This is a genomic window from Streptomyces eurythermus (genome assembly GCF_014649115.1).
GTDB classification, from domain to species: domain Bacteria; phylum Actinomycetota; class Actinomycetes; order Streptomycetales; family Streptomycetaceae; genus Streptomyces; species Streptomyces eurythermus.
Window position 1 is genome coordinate 214,768 of record NZ_BMSK01000001.1, and the last position, 14,712, is coordinate 229,479.

Consider the following 14,712-nt stretch of genomic DNA (forward strand, 5'->3'; position numbering starts at 1 on the left):
GTTGGCAGTCCCGCGCAGCGGGCAGAGTCGGATCATGGACTGGCTGAAGAGGCTGCCCGGCATCGGGCCGATCGTCACCCGCCTGACGATCACCCACGCGTGGCGGTGTTACGAACGGCTGGACCGGGTCAAGTGGGCCCGGCTGGCCGCCGCCATGACGTTCGTCAGCTTCGTGGCGCTGTTCCCGCTGCTGACCGTGGCCGCCGCGGTCACCGCCGCCACCCTCAGCCCGGCCCGCCAGAAGATCGTGGAGCAGCGGATCGCCGACCAGTTCCCGGGCCTGTCCGACCAGTTGGACCTCACCTCGCTGGTGCAGAACGCGGGCACCGTCGGGCTCATCGCGGGCGCGGCGCTGCTGTTCACGGGCATCGGCTGGGTCGGCCAGGTGCGGGACTGCCTGCGCGCGGTGTGGGAACTGCCGGACCAGGGGGAGAACCCGGTGCTGGCCAAGGTGAAGGACACCGTGATCCTGCTCGGTCTCGGCGGCGCCCTGCTGATCACGCTCGCCGCCTCCACCCTCGCCTCGGCCGCCGTCGGCCTGGTGTCGAGGCAGTTCGGCCTGGACGAGCACGGCTGGGGCACCGCGCTGCTGCAGGTCGCCGCGTTCGCCGTCGCCGTGCTCGCCGACTTCCTGGTCCTGCTCTACGTGCTGACCCTGCTGCCCGGGGTCGAGCCGCCGCGCCGCCGCCTGCTGGTCGCCGCCCTGCTCGGCGCGGTCGGCTTCGAACTGCTGAAACTGCTGCTCAGCGGCTATGTCCAGGGGGTTGCCGCGAAGAGTGTGTACGGCGCGTTCGGGGTCCCCGTGGCCCTGCTGCTGTGGATCAACTTCACCGCGAAACTCGTGCTGTTCTGTGCCGCCTGGACGGCGACGGGCAGCAAGGAGACCGAGGCCGCCGAGGTCGCCGAGGTCACGGACGGGACCGGCGGCGCATCAGGTCCGGCAGCGGCCACCGGCGGTTGACCAGGTACGCCCCGCCGCCGAGCAGCACCAGCAGCCCGCCCGCGATGGCCAGGGCGGTCCCGACGCCGCTGGAGCCGGAAGCGGCGGGGGCGCTCGCCGCCGCCTTCGCGCCCGCCCCGCCGCCCGTGCCGGGCGTCTGCCGGGGGCTCGCCGCGGAGGTGGACCCGACCGGCACGGCGCTCCTCGGCGGCACCAGCTCGCCCACCGGGTTCACCTTGCCGTCCGCCTGGAAACCCCAGTCGAACAGCTTCGCGGTCTCCTTGTAGACCTCGTTGTGGTCGTGCTTCTCCGGGTTCATCACCGTGACCAGCAGCACCTTTCCGCCGCGCTCGGCCACCCCGGTGAAGGTGGCGCCCGCGTGCGTGGTGTTGCCGTTCTTCACGCCCGCGATGCCCTGGTAGACCGGCACATCGCTGTCCCCGCTCAGCAGCCGGTTGGTGTTGCGGATCTCGGTCGCGCCGAACTTGGCGCTGACCGTCGAGCAGTAGTCGCGGAAGTCCTTCTTCTGCAGGCCCGAGCGGGCGATCAGCGTCAGGTCGTACGCCGAGGAGACCTGCTCCGGCGCGTCGTAGCCGTCGGGCGAGACCACCTGTGTGTCCAGCGCCTGGAGTTCCTCGGCGTGCTTCTGCATGTCCTCGACGGTCCGCTGCACCCCGCCGTTCATCGCGGACAGCACGTGCACCGCGTCGTTGCCCGACTTCAGGAACACCCCGAGCCACAGGTCGCGCACGGAGTAGGTGACGCCCTCCTTCACCCCGACCACGCTGGAGCCGTCGCCCACCCCCTTGAGATCGGCCGGGGCCACCTTGTAGCGGGTGTCCTTGGGGAACCGGGGCAGCACGGTGTCCGCGAACAGCATCTTCAGCGTGCTGGCCGGGGGCAGCCGCCAGTGCGCGTTGTGCGCGGCCAGGACCTGGCCCGACTCGGCGTCGGAGACGATCCACGAGCGGGCGGTCAGGCCCTTGGGCAGCACCGGTACCCCGGGCGCGAGGTTGACCTGCGTGCCGGGCATCCCGAGCCGGGCGCCGCCGAGGGTGGACATCTGCGCCGGGGGCGTGGCCGTCGGGCTCGTGGTGGGGGACGGGGCGGCGAGGGCGGCGGGCGCGGTGACGGACACGCACAGCGCGGCGGCGGAGACGACCAGCAGGGACCGCCGGGGGAGCGCGGCGGCCCCACCCCCGGCACGGACCCGGACCCCCGACGGCGATACTGGACTCATGAAGCTCAGCCGCCCTGTCTCCTGGTTCCTGCTCGCCTTCGGGGTGTGGAGCTGGGTCATCTGGGTCACTTTCGTCAAGAATCTCGTCAAGGACAGCAGCGGTCTGGCCTTCGACGACGGTCACCCGACCGCGTACTTCTGGGTGCACCTGCTGCTGGCGGTCGTTTCCTTCGTATTGGGGACGGTCATCGGCGTCATCGGGTTGCGCGGAGTACGCGCACTGCGCCGAAACTCATAGCGGACACACGAAAACCCCGCGTCCGGGAGCGGCGCGGGGGTGTCCGGGCTCGGATGGGTCCGACGAGCGGCGGGTCAGCTCTGGCCGGCCTGCAGGAGTCGGGTCACGTCCAGGGCGACCTTGCCTCCGACGGACTCGGGAAGTGTCACGAGTTCGCCGGGTGTGTGGATCCCGTGGTTCTGGTAGCGGTCGGCCACCGGGCTGGTGAGGAGGTGGATGCGCTGGTGGTGGCGGTCGATGATGACGTAGACCGGGATACCGGCCCTGGCGTAGCAGGCGACCTTGTCGCGTAGATCCGTTCGCCAGTTGCTGGAGGTGACCTCCATGACCAGGCGGAAGCAGACCGGGTCGTAGCAGCTGTTCTCCACCAAGTGGTCGCGGTAGTCGTCGTCGACCACCGACAGGTCGGGGATGACGTAGTCCTCCGGGCCGGTGGGCAGCCAGAGCCCGATTCCCGGCAGTGCTCTCACGAGGCCCAGTTGCTGGAAGGGAGCCGCGAAGAGCATGAGGGCCTCGGAGTGCGGGCCGTCCGGCGCTGGGCTCACGAGAATCTGGCCTCCGATGATCTCGGCACGAAGGCCCGGGAGACGCTCCATGATCTGGTTCGCCTCGGCGATCTGCGACCAGTCGTCGTGAGGCCGCTCGACAGCTGCTGCGGACATCTGGTGCCTCCTGTGGGCTGTGTCGAGAACAGCATCGTAGGCATCCGCGGCGCCGGGCGTCCTGTCCCCGCGCCTTCACCCGAAAGTGATCACCCGCTCTCCCGGCCCCCGCGCCCCGGGTCCGGCAGGACTCTCGTCATGCCCGGCAGGAAGTCCGTGAACAGCTCGTGGACCTCCATGACCAGCGGCCGCAGCACCCGGAAGCGGGCCAGGGCCACCCCGCGCGCGGTCAGCCGGGCCCCGCGCCGGGCCAGCCGGTAGCTGCGCTCGCGGTTCTCCGTGCGGTCGAAGATCCAGTACAGCACCAGGCCCATCTGCGAGAGCCACATCAACTCCGGCAGGACGTCCCGCAGTTCCGGGGCCACCTTGGCCTTGGAGCCGGCCAGTACCTCCCGGTGCACGCTGATGGCCTGCTCGCGGGCATGCTCGCTCTCCGGGGAGAAGGGGCTGAGCGGGCTGTCGGGGTCGGCGGCGTTCTTGAAGAACTGCACCGCGAACTCGTGGTACGGCCGGGCGATGTCCAGCCACGCGGTCAGCACCCCCGCGAGCCGTGCCTCCAGGTCGGTCTCCCGCTCCAGCACCGACCGGACCGCCGCCTGGTGCTCGGCGGCGATCCGGTCGTAGAAGCCCTGGATCAGGTGTTCCTTGCCCTCGAAGTAGTAGTAGGCGTTGCCGACGGAGACCCCGGCCTCCTTGGCGATGGCCCGCATGGTCGTCTTGTCGTAGCCGCGCTCCTGGAACATCCGCATCGCGGTCTGGAGAATCAGCGCGCGGGTCTGCTCGGACTTGCTGCTGTGGGGGCCGGCCGCCTCGGGGCCGTCGTTCTTCGCGGGCACGGTAGAAGAGCCTAACGAGTGGCCGGGCCGGTTCCCGCCCGGGACGGCGGTGCGTAGGTCCAGCCCGTGACCGGGTGGTAGGACCAGCCGTCGGCCCGCTGGTACACCCGCCCGCCCCACTGGGCGCCGGGCTGCCGCGGTCCGCGCCATCCCGCCGCGGTGAGGACGGCGCCGCGGGCCGCCCTGGCGCCGGCCGGGCCGGCGAGCCGGTGGGCGAGCGGGCGGTGTTCGCGCAGGGCCCACAGCAGGACGATCCAGGCGCGCGAGCCCCGGTAGACCTGGCCGGAGTCGCCGACCACGGTGATCTCGTCCCGGGGGTCGCCGGGGCCGAGCCCGGGGAAGCGGGCGCGGGCCGCGGCCGAACCGGCGGGCAGCGGCTCCAGTGGCACCAGCCGGGGTTGCCGTGCCAGCCAGCCGCACAGGTGGAGGCCCAGGGCGGTCCGGTCGTCGTACAGGACGGTCAGCCCGCGGACCGGGACCCCGGCGGCGTCCCGGTCCGGTGCGGTGGCCGCGGTGGTCACGCCGGTCACGCCCCGGCCCCCGGCGCGATCCATTCCTGCGGGCGGACCGGGGGGACCTGCTCCCGCTCCAGCATCCCGCGCCGGCGGATCCGGTTGAGGACGTACACGTTCCCCAGGTGCATCGCGCCGAGGACCAGGAGCACCACGCCCAGCTTGGTGGACAGGGCCTCGAAGATGCCGCGGGTGTCCTGGACCGTGTCGTCATCGCTCAGGTACAGCGCCACGAAGCCGAGGTTGACGAGGTAGAAGCCGACGACCAAGAGGTGGTTGACGGCGTCGGCGAGCCTCTCGTCGCCGCGCAGGACGTCGGCCAGGAAGATCCGTCCGTTGCGGCTGAGCGTGCGGGCCACCCAGATGGTCAGCGCGATGCTGACGACCAGGTAGATGACGTAGGCGATGACGGTGCGGTCCATGCCCCACCCCTTCTTGAACGCGTTCAAAACGCTGACAGGGATGACTCTAGACCCGTTTTTGAACGCGTTCAACCGAGGGTGGGGGCTCAGTTCCTGCGGGCCAGCGCCGGGCGCTTGGTGTAGTCCGTGAAGCCCAGGAGATTGCCCCAGGGGTCGGCGATCTCCACCGTCCAGCCGGTGACGCCCTGGGTCATCTCGTCCAGCGGCGGGATCCCGGCGGCGGCCAGCTCCCGCGCCGCCGCCCGCGCGTCCGGCACCTCCAGCCACACCCGCGGCGAGGGCCAGTGCGGCGGCCTCCGGCCCAGCCCCTCCTCGGCGCGCAGCAGGATGCCGGGCGTCTCCGCGCCGACCTTCAGCAGCGCGATACCGGCCTCGTCCAGCCGGAAGCCCACGGTGAACCCGGCCCGCTCGTAGAAGGCGACGGCCTCGCCGAGGTCGCCGACGGGGAGCAGCACGTTGTCGAAGCCGAGCAGTTCGTACGACTCTTCGTCTGACATGTCGTCACATTAGGATCCCGGCTCCCGGGAAGCGAGGAGCCCCACCGCGGCGGACTCCGGCGGGGGTACGGCGCGCGGACATGCGCGAGGGCCCCGCTCCGTGGCGGAGCGGGGCCCTCGGCGGTGCCTCGGCAGGTCAGTAGCGGCGCGTGATGAGGGCGCGCTTGACTTCCTGGATGGCCTTCGTGACCTCGATACCGCGCGGGCAGGCGTCCGTGCAGTTGAAGGTCGTACGGCAGCGCCACACGCCGTCGCGGTCGTTGAGGATCTCCAGGCGCTGCTCGCCCGCCTCGTCACGGCTGTCGAAGATGAAGCGGTGGGCGTTCACGATCGCGGCCGGACCGAAGTACTGGCCGTCGTTCCAGAACACCGGGCAGGAGGAGGTGCAGGCCGCGCAGAGGATGCACTTCGTCGTGTCGTCGAAGCGCTCGCGGTCCTCCGGGGACTGGAAGCGCTCCCGGGTGGGCTCGTTCGTCTCCTTGACGACCAGGAACGGCATGACGTCCCGGTACGCCTGGAAGAACGGCTCCATGTCCACGACCAGGTCCTTCAGGACCGTCAGGCCCTTGATGGGCTCGACCGTGATCGGCTTCTCGGGGTTGATGTCCTTGATCAGCGTCTTGCAGGCAAGGCGGTTCTTGCCGTTGATCCGCATCGCGTCCGAGCCGCAGATGCCGTGCGCGCACGACCGGCGGAAGGTGAGGGAGCCGTCGATGTCCCACTTGATCTTGTGCAGACCGTCGAGGACTCGCTCCTTGGGGTCGATCTCCAGCTGGAAGTCTTCCCAGGTCGCCTCGGCCGAGACCTCCGGGTTGAACCGGCGGACGCGGAAGGTGACCGTGATGTAGGGGGAGTCGGCGAAACCGGGCTCGGGCCGGCCGGCCGCGTCCGCCTTGTCCAGAACAGGGGTAGCCATCAGTACTTACGCTCCATCGGCTGGTAGCGGGTCTGGACGACCGGCTTGTAGTCGAGACGGACGGTTTCCGAGCCGTCGGCGCCGACCTCGCGGTACGCCATGGTGTGCCGCATGAAGTTGACGTCGTCGCGGTTCGGGTAGTCCTCGCGGTAGTGACCGCCGCGGGACTCCTTGCGGGCGAGGGCCGAGACGGCCATGACCTCGGCCAGGTCGAGCAGGTTGCCCAGCTCGATCGCCTCAAGGAGGTCCGTGTTGAAACGCTTGCCCTTGTCCTGGATCGCCACGTTCTTGTAGCGCTCCCTGAGCTCGGCGATCTTCTCGACCGCCGTCTTGATCGTCTGCTCGGTGCGGAACACCATGACGTTGGCGTCCATGGTCTCCTGCAGCTCGCGGCGCAGGGTCGCCACCCGCTCGTTGCCGGTGGAGGTGCGCAGCCGCTCGATCTGCTCGACGACGAAGGACTCCGGGTCCTCCGGCAGCTCCACGAAGTCGGCCTTGGCCGAGTACTCGGCGGCGGCGATGCCCGCGCGGCGGCCGAAGACGTTGATGTCCAGCAGCGAGTTGGTGCCGAGACGGTTGGCGCCGTGCACGGAGACACAGGCGACCTCGCCGGCCGCGTACAGACCCGGCACGACCGTGGTGTTGTCCGCCAGGACCTCACCCTCGACGTTCGTCGGGATGCCGCCCATCGCGTAGTGCGCGGTCGGCTGGATCGGGATCGGGTCCGTGTACGGCTCGATGCCCAGGTAGGTCCGCGCGAACTCGGTGATGTCCGGCAGCTTGGCGTCCAGCTGCTCCGGCGGCAGGTGGGTCAGGTCCAGGTACACGTGGTCGCCCTCGGGACCGCAGCCGCGGCCCTCGCGGATCTCCGTGTAGATGGAGCGGGACACGACGTCACGGGACGCCAGGTCCTTCATGACGGGAGCGTACTTCTCCATGAAGCGCTCGCCGTCCTTGTTGCGCAGGATGCCGCCCTCGCCGCGGGCGCCCTCGGTGAGCAGGATGCCCATGCGCCAGATGCCGGTCGGGTGGAACTGGAAGAACTCCATGTCCTCCAGCGGGAGCCCGCGCCGGTAGACCGCCGCCTGGCCGTCACCGGTCAGGGTGTGGGCGTTCGACGTCACCTTGAAGAACTTGCCGCAGCCGCCGGAGGCGTAGATGACGGCCTTCGCCTGGAAGACGTGGATCTCGCCGGTGGCCAGCTCGTACGCGACGACACCGGCGGACTTCTTGACGCCGTCGACCTCGGTGATCAGCTGGTCCAGGACGTAGAACTCGTTGAAGAACTCCACGCCCTCCTTGACGCAGTTCTGGTACAGCGTCTGGAGGATCATGTGGCCGGTGCGGTCCGCGGCGTAGCAGGACCGGCGGACCGGGGCCTCGCCGTGGTTGCGGGAGTGACCGCCGAAGCGGCGCTGGTCGATGGTGCCGTTCGGGGTCCGGTTGAACGGCAGGCCCATCTTCTCCAGGTCGAGGACGGCGTCGATGGCCTCCTTCGCCAGGATCTCGGCGGCGTCCTGGTCGACCAGGTAGTCACCGCCCTTGACCGTGTCGAAGGTGTGCCACTCCCAGTTGTCCTCCTCCACGTTGGCGAGCGCGGCGGCCATGCCGCCCTGCGCGGCGCCCGTGTGGGAGCGGGTGGGGTAGAGCTTGGTCAGGACCGCGGTGCGGCTGCGCTTCGTCGCCTCGATGGCGGCGCGCATGCCCGCGCCGCCGGCGCCGACGATGACGGTGTCGTACTTGTGGATCTTCATGATTCTCGCAGCCCCGTGCCTAGCGGATGTTCGGGTCGAAGGTGAAGATCACCAGCGTGCCCAGCAGGATGGTGAACACCGTGGCGGTGTAGAGCAGTGCCTTCAGCCACAACCGGCTGGTCGGCCGCTCGGCGTAGTCGTTGATGACCGTGCGCAGGCCGTTGGCGCCGTGCAGCATCGCCAGCCACAGCATCACCAGGTCCCAGACCTGCCAGAACGGGGATGCCCAGCGGCCGGCCACGAAGGCGAAGCCGACCTTGGAGACACCGCCGTCCAGCACCAGCTGGATCAGCAGGTGGCCGAGGACGAGGACGACCAGCACGATGCCGGACAGGCGCATGAACAGCCACGCCGCCAGCTCGAAGTTGCCCCGGGTCGACTTGGGGGTCTTCTTGGTGCGCTTGCGCGGGGCCTCGATCAGCGGGGCCGGGTGGTCGACGGTGTAGACGGGGGCGCCTTCCACGGGGCCGACTCCGGAAGCGGGGGTTTCAGTCGTGGACATCGGCGTCAGCTCCCAAAGAGTGCACGGTACGCGTGGCCGAGGACCGGGTAGATCGCCCCGGCCATCAGGACGATCCAGACACCCATCACGGTCCAGAACATCTGCTTCTGGTAGCGCGGGCCCTTCGACCAGAAGTCGACGGCGATGACCCGCAGGCCGTTGAGCGCGTGGAAGAGGATGGCGGCGACGAGGCCGTACTCCAGCAGCGCGACGATCGGCGTCTTGTACGTGGCTACGACCTTGTCGTAGTCCTCGGGGGAGACACGCACGAGAGCGGTGTCCAGCACGTGAACGAACAGGAAGAAGAAAATGAGGACGCCGGTGACTCGGTGAGCCACCCAGGACCACATTCCTTCCCGGCCGCGGTACAGCGTTCCAGCCGGCACGGAAGAACCCTCCGGGTGCGGGGACTAGGGCCGCGCCGGCTTCTCTGTCGGTCGGGCCCGGCCGGGTACGGTCCACCGGCCCCCAGCATCGTAGCGAGGCGATGAGCTGTGCCTTACGGGGGGCCTACCGGTGTGATCAAAGTGGCACGCGGTTGGGCTAGCCCGGTGCGGTGTGTCCGGTTATCTGCCGGGTGCGGGTGCGTTGGTACTGGTCGCGCGGTTCCTGGTGCCTCTGAGAAATGCCGCGATTCTCCCTTTCGCGAGGCGTCGGAGCTGTTCCGCCGCCACCACCCGCTCGTCCTCCGGATCGTTCGCCAATCGTGACCGGATCGCCTGGAGGATGTGGTCGATGACCTCGTCCGCGGGGATGTCGCCCAGGTAGATGATGAACGTGTGGCCGAACCGGGCCTCGTAGGCGGCGTGGGCGGCGCCGAGGGCCATGTGGGCCGCCGAGTACGTGTCCTCGGGCAGCTCGGGGAGGCACTCCCCGGCCAGGGCCTCGGCGAGGTCGGCGGGGGAGAGGTCGTACGTCGCCTCGTCCGCCGCGGCCAGCAGGGAGTCCAGGTCGGGGTAGGGGCGGTGCGCGGCGATCCGGTCGGACCAGCGCGGGCTGCGCAGGCAGTGCAGCAGAAGGGTGCGCGCCTCGTCGGCGGACGCCGTGTTGAAGGCGTCGAGCGGCTTGGGGAGATACGGCAGAGGGTGGGCGGGCAGCGTCGGTCCTCGCGTCACTTGTGGTGCGGCAGGGGATTCTGTGAAGGATGTGAGTGTCGTCAGGTTATCGAGAGTGGTCATACGGTGTCCGAGCGATAACGGAATTTCACTCGAACGGCAGAGTTTCGCTTCGTCCGGCTGACCGCTGAACCGGGGAACGGTCGTACGTTGGCAGGGTGACCCAGCACAGGCGCGAGCGCCGGGGACCGGCGCGACAGGTGGTACGGAAGCGGGCGGTGATGGTCGCGGCGTTCGCCGGGACGGTCGCGCTCGGCACGGGCGTCGGCCTGTGGGCCGCGGCGGACGACGGCGGCGCACCGCCGGGGAACGGCACGCGCCACTCGGCCTCCGGCCGGGTGACCGGCACCGGCACCGGCCCCGGTACTGGCACCGGTAAGGCGCCCACGGCACCGGGCACCCCGTCGGTGGCGCCGAGCCCGAGCCGGTCGTACCCGCTGTCGAAGGCGCCGCGCACGATACCCGCGGTCCGCTCGCACACCCCGGAGCGCGGCCCCGGCTGGCGGCCCCGGCCGGGCGCGCGGGTGGTGGTGGCCGATCCGGCGCTGGCCGACGAGGGGCGGCTGGTAGCCGGGGAGCTGGGGCTGGCGTACGCCGGGGAGAAGAACGACGCGCGGGCCGGCGACGTACGGCTCGCGCTCGGCGGCGGGGGCGGGAACCGGGAGTCGTACACGCTGACCGTCCGGGGCGGGCGGGTCGAGATCACCGGGCCCGGCGAGGCCGGGGTCTTCTACGGCACCCGCACCCTGAAGCAGGAGGTCCACGGCGGCGGCACGGCACCGGAGGGCGTCGTGCGCGACCAGCCGGCCAAGCCGGTGCGCGGGTTCATGCTGGACATCGCGCGCAAACCGTTCACCGCGGCCTGGATCGAGGACCGGATACGCGAGCTGGGGGACCTGAAGTTCAACGAGCTGGGCCTGCACTTCTCCGACGACCAGGCCTTCCGGATCGAGTCCGCCAGCCATCCCGAGATCGTCTCCCCGGACCACCTGACCAAGGCCCAGGTCAAGGAGATCGTGGCGCTGGCGGACGCCCGGCACATCACCGTCGTCCCCGAGATCGACTCCCCGGGACACCTGGGCGCGGTCCTCGCCGCCCACCCCGACCTGCGGCTGCGCAAGGCGAACGGGGTGGTGCTCCGCGGTGCCGTCGACATCTCCAAGGACGCCTCGGCCCGGCTGGTGGACGACCTGCTGAACGAGTACGCCGACCTGTTCACCGGCGGCCAGTGGCACCTGGGCGGGGACGAGTACCAGGCGCTGATGGCGCGCGACCCGCAGACGTCGTACCCGCAGCTGGCCGCCGCCGCGAAGCGCAAGTACGGCCCCGGCGGCACGGTCGCCGACCTCACCACCGGCTGGCTGAACGACCGCGCCGCCACCGTCCGCGCCCACGGCAGGACCGTACGGGCCTGGAACGACGGCTTCTTCCGGGGCACCTCCGTACAGGCCGACCCCTCGCTCCAGGTCGCCTACTGGACCGGCAAGGAGATCGGCGCCCGGCCGCCGGCCGAGTACCTGAGCGCCGGCCGCCGGATGCTCAACTACAACGACGAGTTCCTCTACTACGTGCTCGGCCAGCCGCAGACCTTCGTCTACCCGACCGGACAGCGCATCTACGAGCAGTGGAACCCGAGGGTGGTGCGCGGTAAGACCGCCGTGCCCGCGCGCTACGACGGGCAGATCCTCGGCGGGTCGTTCGCCGTGTGGTGCGACTTCCCCAACGCGCAGACGCAGGCGCAGGTCGCCGCCGGGATCCGGATGCCGCTGCGGGCCACCGTGCAGAAACTGTGGGACCCGGGCCGGCCCGCGCTGTCCTGGGCGGACTTCCGGAAACTGGCGGACCGGCTGGGCTGAGCCACGGGAGGCGGAACGGGCGGGCGCCGGAACCCGGTGGACGGGCGGGGGCGTCCGGCCGTATGTTCCGGTGTCCGCGCACGCCGGCGACGCACGTGCCGGTGCCGCCGGCGGCGCTCGGGTCCGGGGAGGACCACGCGCCGTCCCGCCTCTCTTTCTTCTCGGGGGAACCTCGTCATGACCTCGCCCGTGCCCGTGCCGCCGAACCCGCACCCGGCCCCGCCCGGCGCCTGGCCGCGCTCACCGGCCGCGCTCGCCCGGGCCACCGCCGTACTGCTCGGCCTGGTCGTCGCCACCGACCTGTTCGCCTGCTACGCGGACCTGCTGGAGATGGACGTCACCAAGGACCTCGTCGACGGCGTCGTGGGCGATGACGTGATCGACCGGGCCGACCACGCGGACGACCTCTACGGCCTCTCCGGCATCCTCCAGGGCGTGGCGCTGGTGGCCACGATGGTCGTCTATCTGTGCTGGCTGTGGCGGGTCCGGGTGAACGCCGGGGTGTTCGACGCCTCCCGGCACCGCATGCGGCTCGGCTGGACGATCGGCGGCTGGTTCTGCCCGGTGGTGAACCTGTGGTTCCCGCGCCGGATCGTCGCGGACACCTGGGACGCCAGCGGGCCCTGGGGCGCGCGGTCCGGGCACTCGCTGGTCAACGCCTGGTGGACGCTGTGGCTCGTCGATCTCCTGCTGGGCCGGTTCGCCGACACGCGTTCCCGGCGCGCCGAGACGGTGGAGGAGCTGTACGAGGCCGCCAGGGCGATGCTGCTCTCCGACGCGCTCGACATCGTGGCCGCGGTGCTCGCCGTCCTGGTGGTCGTCCGGCTGAGCCGGTTGCAGGAGCGGAAGCTGCGCTCGGGCGAGATGCCGTTCCCGGCCCCGCCCCCGGCTCCGGAGCTTGGCTGAAAATCGACCACTGTGACACTCCCGCGCCGTCGCACGCAGTAAGGGGGAGTGCGGGCTCCGTACCGGTCGGTGCCCCGGTGAGGGAGGCTTTCCATGAGCCTGGTGGAACTGGTCGCACGGGCCGACGAACGCGGACTGGCCGTCGGCGGGCTGGCTTGTCTTGATCGGTGCCTTCCGCTGCTCGGCGGCGACGACGAGGCGCTGCGACCCCTGTGGGCGAGCCTCGCCGACGGCTCCGGCTGGGCCGGGGACCTGGCGCGCGCCCGTGACCTCCTCGGCGCCGGGCGGCTCCCCGACGACGAGGCCGCGCTGCTGGCCCACCGCATGCTGGAGTCGGCCCCCGCCGAGCGCACCGCCGACGCGCTGCGGCCCTGGGCCGAGGCATGCTCGACCGCCTCACTCCGGGTCCACCGGCTGCTGGACCCGGCGGCAGGGGCCGGACCGGACGCGGGCGATTCCCTACGGGCGGACGCGGGGGACACCGTCGGCCCCTCGCCGCTCGTCGCCGCCGAGCTGCGCCGGCAGGCCCTGGTGCTGGAGCTCCTCGCGGACCACGGCGCCCAGGGGCTGCGCCGGGCGCTGGAGGTGACGGTGGAGGGCCGCCGGGTGCTGCGCGCGGTGGTCTCGCGCCGGGCGCGCAACACGGCGGAAGCGGGGGCGCGGGCGGGCCTGTGACCTTCGTGCGGTGGACGTGGGGCGGTCCTGCGGCGGTTGGCGAAACGTTTGGCGAAACAGGGCGGAACCCCGTGACGCGACCCCGCCCCGGGGCGCTCTTCCCTATGTGACAGCCCACACGACAGCCGAAGCGACAGCCCATGTGACCGCCTACGCCACCGGCCCGGTGCCGGCCGCGGCGCCGGCCCGTTCGACGGCCCCGTACGGGCCGGCCCGGCGGGAGACCAGGCCGCGCGCCGCGGCGAAACCCGCGCGCTGGGCGGCGGACGCGGTGGCGACGATGCGCGAGGGCGCCCGGGTGCGGCTCGACTACTCGGCGCAGAGCCTGTGGCGGGTGGACCGGATGATCCAGGAGATACGCCGGGAGCGGGCGCCGTACGCGGCCGTCCGCAGCGTCCTGCGCGGTTTCGGCGCCTACGCCGGCGAGGTCATCGTCCGCCGGACCGGCGCCGAGTGGTGGGCGACGGGCGGCGAGCACTGGGTGCGCACCCCCGACGGCCGGCTGTGGGACCCCATCGACGAGGCCCGCCGCTGCTACGGCGGCCACGGCTCGCTCCGACTGCTGTGCCGGGACGCGACCACCGAGGCGTGAGGTGACTGCCGAGGTCTGAGGCGGGCCGGGCCCGGGCCGAGCGGGGACCGTGCTCGGCCCGACCGGGGGGCCGTTTCCGAGCCGTTCGTGGGCCGCCCCGCCCCTTCTCCGGCCCTTCGCCGGCCGCCCCCGCCCCTTCTCCGGCCGCCGTCCGGCTGTGACACTTCCGTCGGGGCCGACGCTGATGATCGTGGAGGGCGACCGACACGGCCGGAGCGTGTCGCAACCGTGAGGTCAGGCGCCACGCAGTGGCCAGGAACTCGGCACGAACGAGGACGGTCTTGGGCCAGGGAGTTCAACCCCGCCGCCCGCAGCCGCGGGACGGGGAGCTGGGCGCGGCCGTGGCACGGGCCCAGGGCGGCGACGAGACCGCCTTCGCGGTGGCCTACCGGATCGTGCACCCCGGACTGCTGGGCTATCTGCGCGGCCTGGTCGGCGAGGAGGCGGAGGACATCGCCTCGGAGGCATGGCTGGAGATCGCCCGGGACCTCGCCCGCTTCCAGGGCGACGGGGCCGGCTTCCGCGGCTGGACCGCGGCCATCGCCCGGCACCGCGCGCTGGACCACCTGCGCCGGCAGCGGGCCCGGCCCCGGCCCGTCCCGCTGGAACAGGACGCCCTGGAACTGCCCGGCCGGCACGGCACCGACGACCAGGCCCTGGAGTCGCTGTCCACCGGGCGGGTGCTGGAGCTGGTGCGCGCGCTGCCGCGGGACCAGGCCGAGGCGGTGCTGCTGCGGGTGGTCGTCGGCCTCGACGGCCCGTCCGCCGCCCGCGTCCTCGGCAAACGCCCCGGCGCCGTCCGCACGGCCACCTACCGGGGCCTGCGCCGCCTGGCCCGCCACCTCGCCGGCACCGGCGCCGGGGGCGGGCACGAGGACGGGAACGGGGAGGACGGGCGCGGACGTGGCTGACCTGAACGGCGGCCGGCCGTCAGGCTGTCGCCTGCCTGGCCCTGTCACAGTGCGGCGGTACTGATTCTATATAAGTGAGTGCGACTGATTCTGTCGAAGTAGAATTAGACATAGTCCCCTCGCGCGGTGTGCAGGAGG

At 71.5% G+C, this 14,712-nt stretch carries 18 protein-coding genes; 7 read left to right on the forward strand and 11 right to left on the reverse strand.

All coding sequences use genetic code 11. The annotated features are described in order from the left end of the window. Positions 1-34 precede the first annotated feature (34 nt). Positions 35-961, forward strand: a complete 927-nt coding sequence (locus IE251_RS01060) for a YihY/virulence factor BrkB family protein (RefSeq protein WP_189751002.1) — start codon at positions 35-37, stop codon at positions 959-961. Here IE251_RS01060 and IE251_RS01065 read toward each other — a convergent pair. After that, entirely contained in the window at positions 909-2,180 is a 1,272-nt protein-coding gene (locus IE251_RS01065; RefSeq protein ID WP_350968198.1) for a D-alanyl-D-alanine carboxypeptidase family protein, read from the reverse strand. The two genes, IE251_RS01060 and IE251_RS01065, sit on opposite strands and share 53 nt — an antisense overlap. Between IE251_RS01065 and IE251_RS01070 the strand changes: the two genes are divergently transcribed. Continuing rightward, positions 2,179-2,418 (forward strand): SCO4848 family membrane protein, encoded by a 240-nt coding sequence (locus IE251_RS01070; protein ID WP_030789488.1) that lies wholly within the window; start codon positions 2,179-2,181, stop codon positions 2,416-2,418. The two genes, IE251_RS01065 and IE251_RS01070, sit on opposite strands and share 2 nt — an antisense overlap. Positions 2,419-2,492: 74 nt before the next feature. On the opposite strand, the gene IE251_RS01075 is transcribed toward IE251_RS01070, so the two are convergent. The 10 genes from IE251_RS01075 to IE251_RS01120 all read right to left on the reverse strand — a co-directional run bounded on the left by IE251_RS01075 (position 2,493) and on the right by IE251_RS01120 (position 9,634). Beyond that, positions 2,493-3,080, reverse strand: coding sequence for a Uma2 family endonuclease (locus tag IE251_RS01075; protein WP_189751004.1), 588 nt, complete (start codon positions 3,078-3,080; stop codon positions 2,493-2,495). A gap of 89 nt (positions 3,081-3,169) precedes the next feature. After that, the gene (locus IE251_RS01080; protein WP_189751005.1) at positions 3,170-3,916 is read right to left on the reverse strand and encodes a TetR/AcrR family transcriptional regulator; all 747 of its coding nucleotides are present in this window, start codon (positions 3,914-3,916) and stop codon (positions 3,170-3,172) included. 11 nt (positions 3,917-3,927) lie between these two features. After that, the gene (locus IE251_RS01085; protein WP_189751006.1) at positions 3,928-4,446 is read right to left on the reverse strand and encodes a DUF393 domain-containing protein; all 519 of its coding nucleotides are present in this window, start codon (positions 4,444-4,446) and stop codon (positions 3,928-3,930) included. Then, the gene (locus IE251_RS01090; protein WP_189751007.1) at positions 4,443-4,850 is read right to left on the reverse strand and encodes a hypothetical protein; all 408 of its coding nucleotides are present in this window, start codon (positions 4,848-4,850) and stop codon (positions 4,443-4,445) included. The genes IE251_RS01085 and IE251_RS01090 overlap by 4 nt, the downstream gene beginning before the upstream one ends. An 86-nt stretch (positions 4,851-4,936) precedes the next feature. Continuing rightward, complete coding sequence (locus IE251_RS01095; protein WP_189751008.1) at positions 4,937-5,347, reverse strand: VOC family protein; 411 nt, start codon at positions 5,345-5,347, stop codon at positions 4,937-4,939. 136 nt (positions 5,348-5,483) lie between these two features. Then, positions 5,484-6,263 carry a succinate dehydrogenase iron-sulfur subunit gene (locus IE251_RS01100; protein WP_189751009.1) on the reverse strand — a complete coding sequence of 260 codons (780 nt, stop codon included), beginning with the start codon at positions 6,261-6,263 and terminating at the stop codon, positions 5,484-5,486. Continuing rightward, entirely contained in the window at positions 6,263-8,017 is a 1,755-nt protein-coding gene (gene sdhA / locus IE251_RS01105) for a succinate dehydrogenase flavoprotein subunit (RefSeq protein ID WP_189751010.1), read from the reverse strand. The genes IE251_RS01100 and sdhA overlap by 1 nt, the downstream gene beginning before the upstream one ends. A gap of 19 nt (positions 8,018-8,036) precedes the next feature. Next, a complete protein-coding gene (locus IE251_RS01110) occupies positions 8,037-8,519 on the reverse strand; it encodes a succinate dehydrogenase hydrophobic membrane anchor subunit (RefSeq protein WP_189751011.1) in 483 nt (160 codons plus the stop codon). A 5-nt stretch (positions 8,520-8,524) separates the two neighbouring features. Beyond that, positions 8,525-8,905 (reverse strand): succinate dehydrogenase, cytochrome b556 subunit, encoded by a 381-nt coding sequence (gene sdhC / locus IE251_RS01115; RefSeq protein ID WP_037654050.1) that lies wholly within the window; start codon positions 8,903-8,905, stop codon positions 8,525-8,527. A gap of 180 nt (positions 8,906-9,085) precedes the next feature. Next, the gene (locus IE251_RS01120) at positions 9,086-9,634 is read right to left on the reverse strand and encodes a 2-oxo-4-hydroxy-4-carboxy-5-ureidoimidazoline decarboxylase (protein WP_229896522.1); all 549 of its coding nucleotides are present in this window, start codon (positions 9,632-9,634) and stop codon (positions 9,086-9,088) included. A 221-nt stretch (positions 9,635-9,855) separates the two neighbouring features. Between IE251_RS01120 and IE251_RS01125 the strand changes: the two genes are divergently transcribed. The 5 genes from IE251_RS01125 to IE251_RS01145 all read left to right on the forward strand — a co-directional run bounded on the left by IE251_RS01125 (position 9,856) and on the right by IE251_RS01145 (position 14,574). Further along, complete coding sequence (locus IE251_RS01125; protein ID WP_189751283.1) at positions 9,856-11,490, forward strand: beta-N-acetylhexosaminidase; 1,635 nt, start codon at positions 9,856-9,858, stop codon at positions 11,488-11,490. A 177-nt stretch (positions 11,491-11,667) separates the two neighbouring features. Further along, positions 11,668-12,396, forward strand: coding sequence for a DUF4328 domain-containing protein (locus IE251_RS01130; protein WP_189751013.1), 729 nt, complete (start codon positions 11,668-11,670; stop codon positions 12,394-12,396). A gap of 93 nt (positions 12,397-12,489) precedes the next feature. Beyond that, the gene (locus IE251_RS01135) at positions 12,490-13,071 is read left to right on the forward strand and encodes a hypothetical protein (RefSeq protein ID WP_189751014.1); all 582 of its coding nucleotides are present in this window, start codon (positions 12,490-12,492) and stop codon (positions 13,069-13,071) included. A gap of 166 nt (positions 13,072-13,237) precedes the next feature. Beyond that, positions 13,238-13,663, forward strand: coding sequence for a hypothetical protein (locus tag IE251_RS01140; protein WP_189751284.1), 426 nt, complete (start codon positions 13,238-13,240; stop codon positions 13,661-13,663). 281 nt (positions 13,664-13,944) lie between these two features. Continuing rightward, on the forward strand, positions 13,945-14,574 hold the full coding sequence (locus IE251_RS01145) for an RNA polymerase sigma factor (RefSeq protein ID WP_189751015.1): 630 nt from the start codon (positions 13,945-13,947) through the stop codon (positions 14,572-14,574). Positions 14,575-14,712 lie beyond the last annotated feature (138 nt).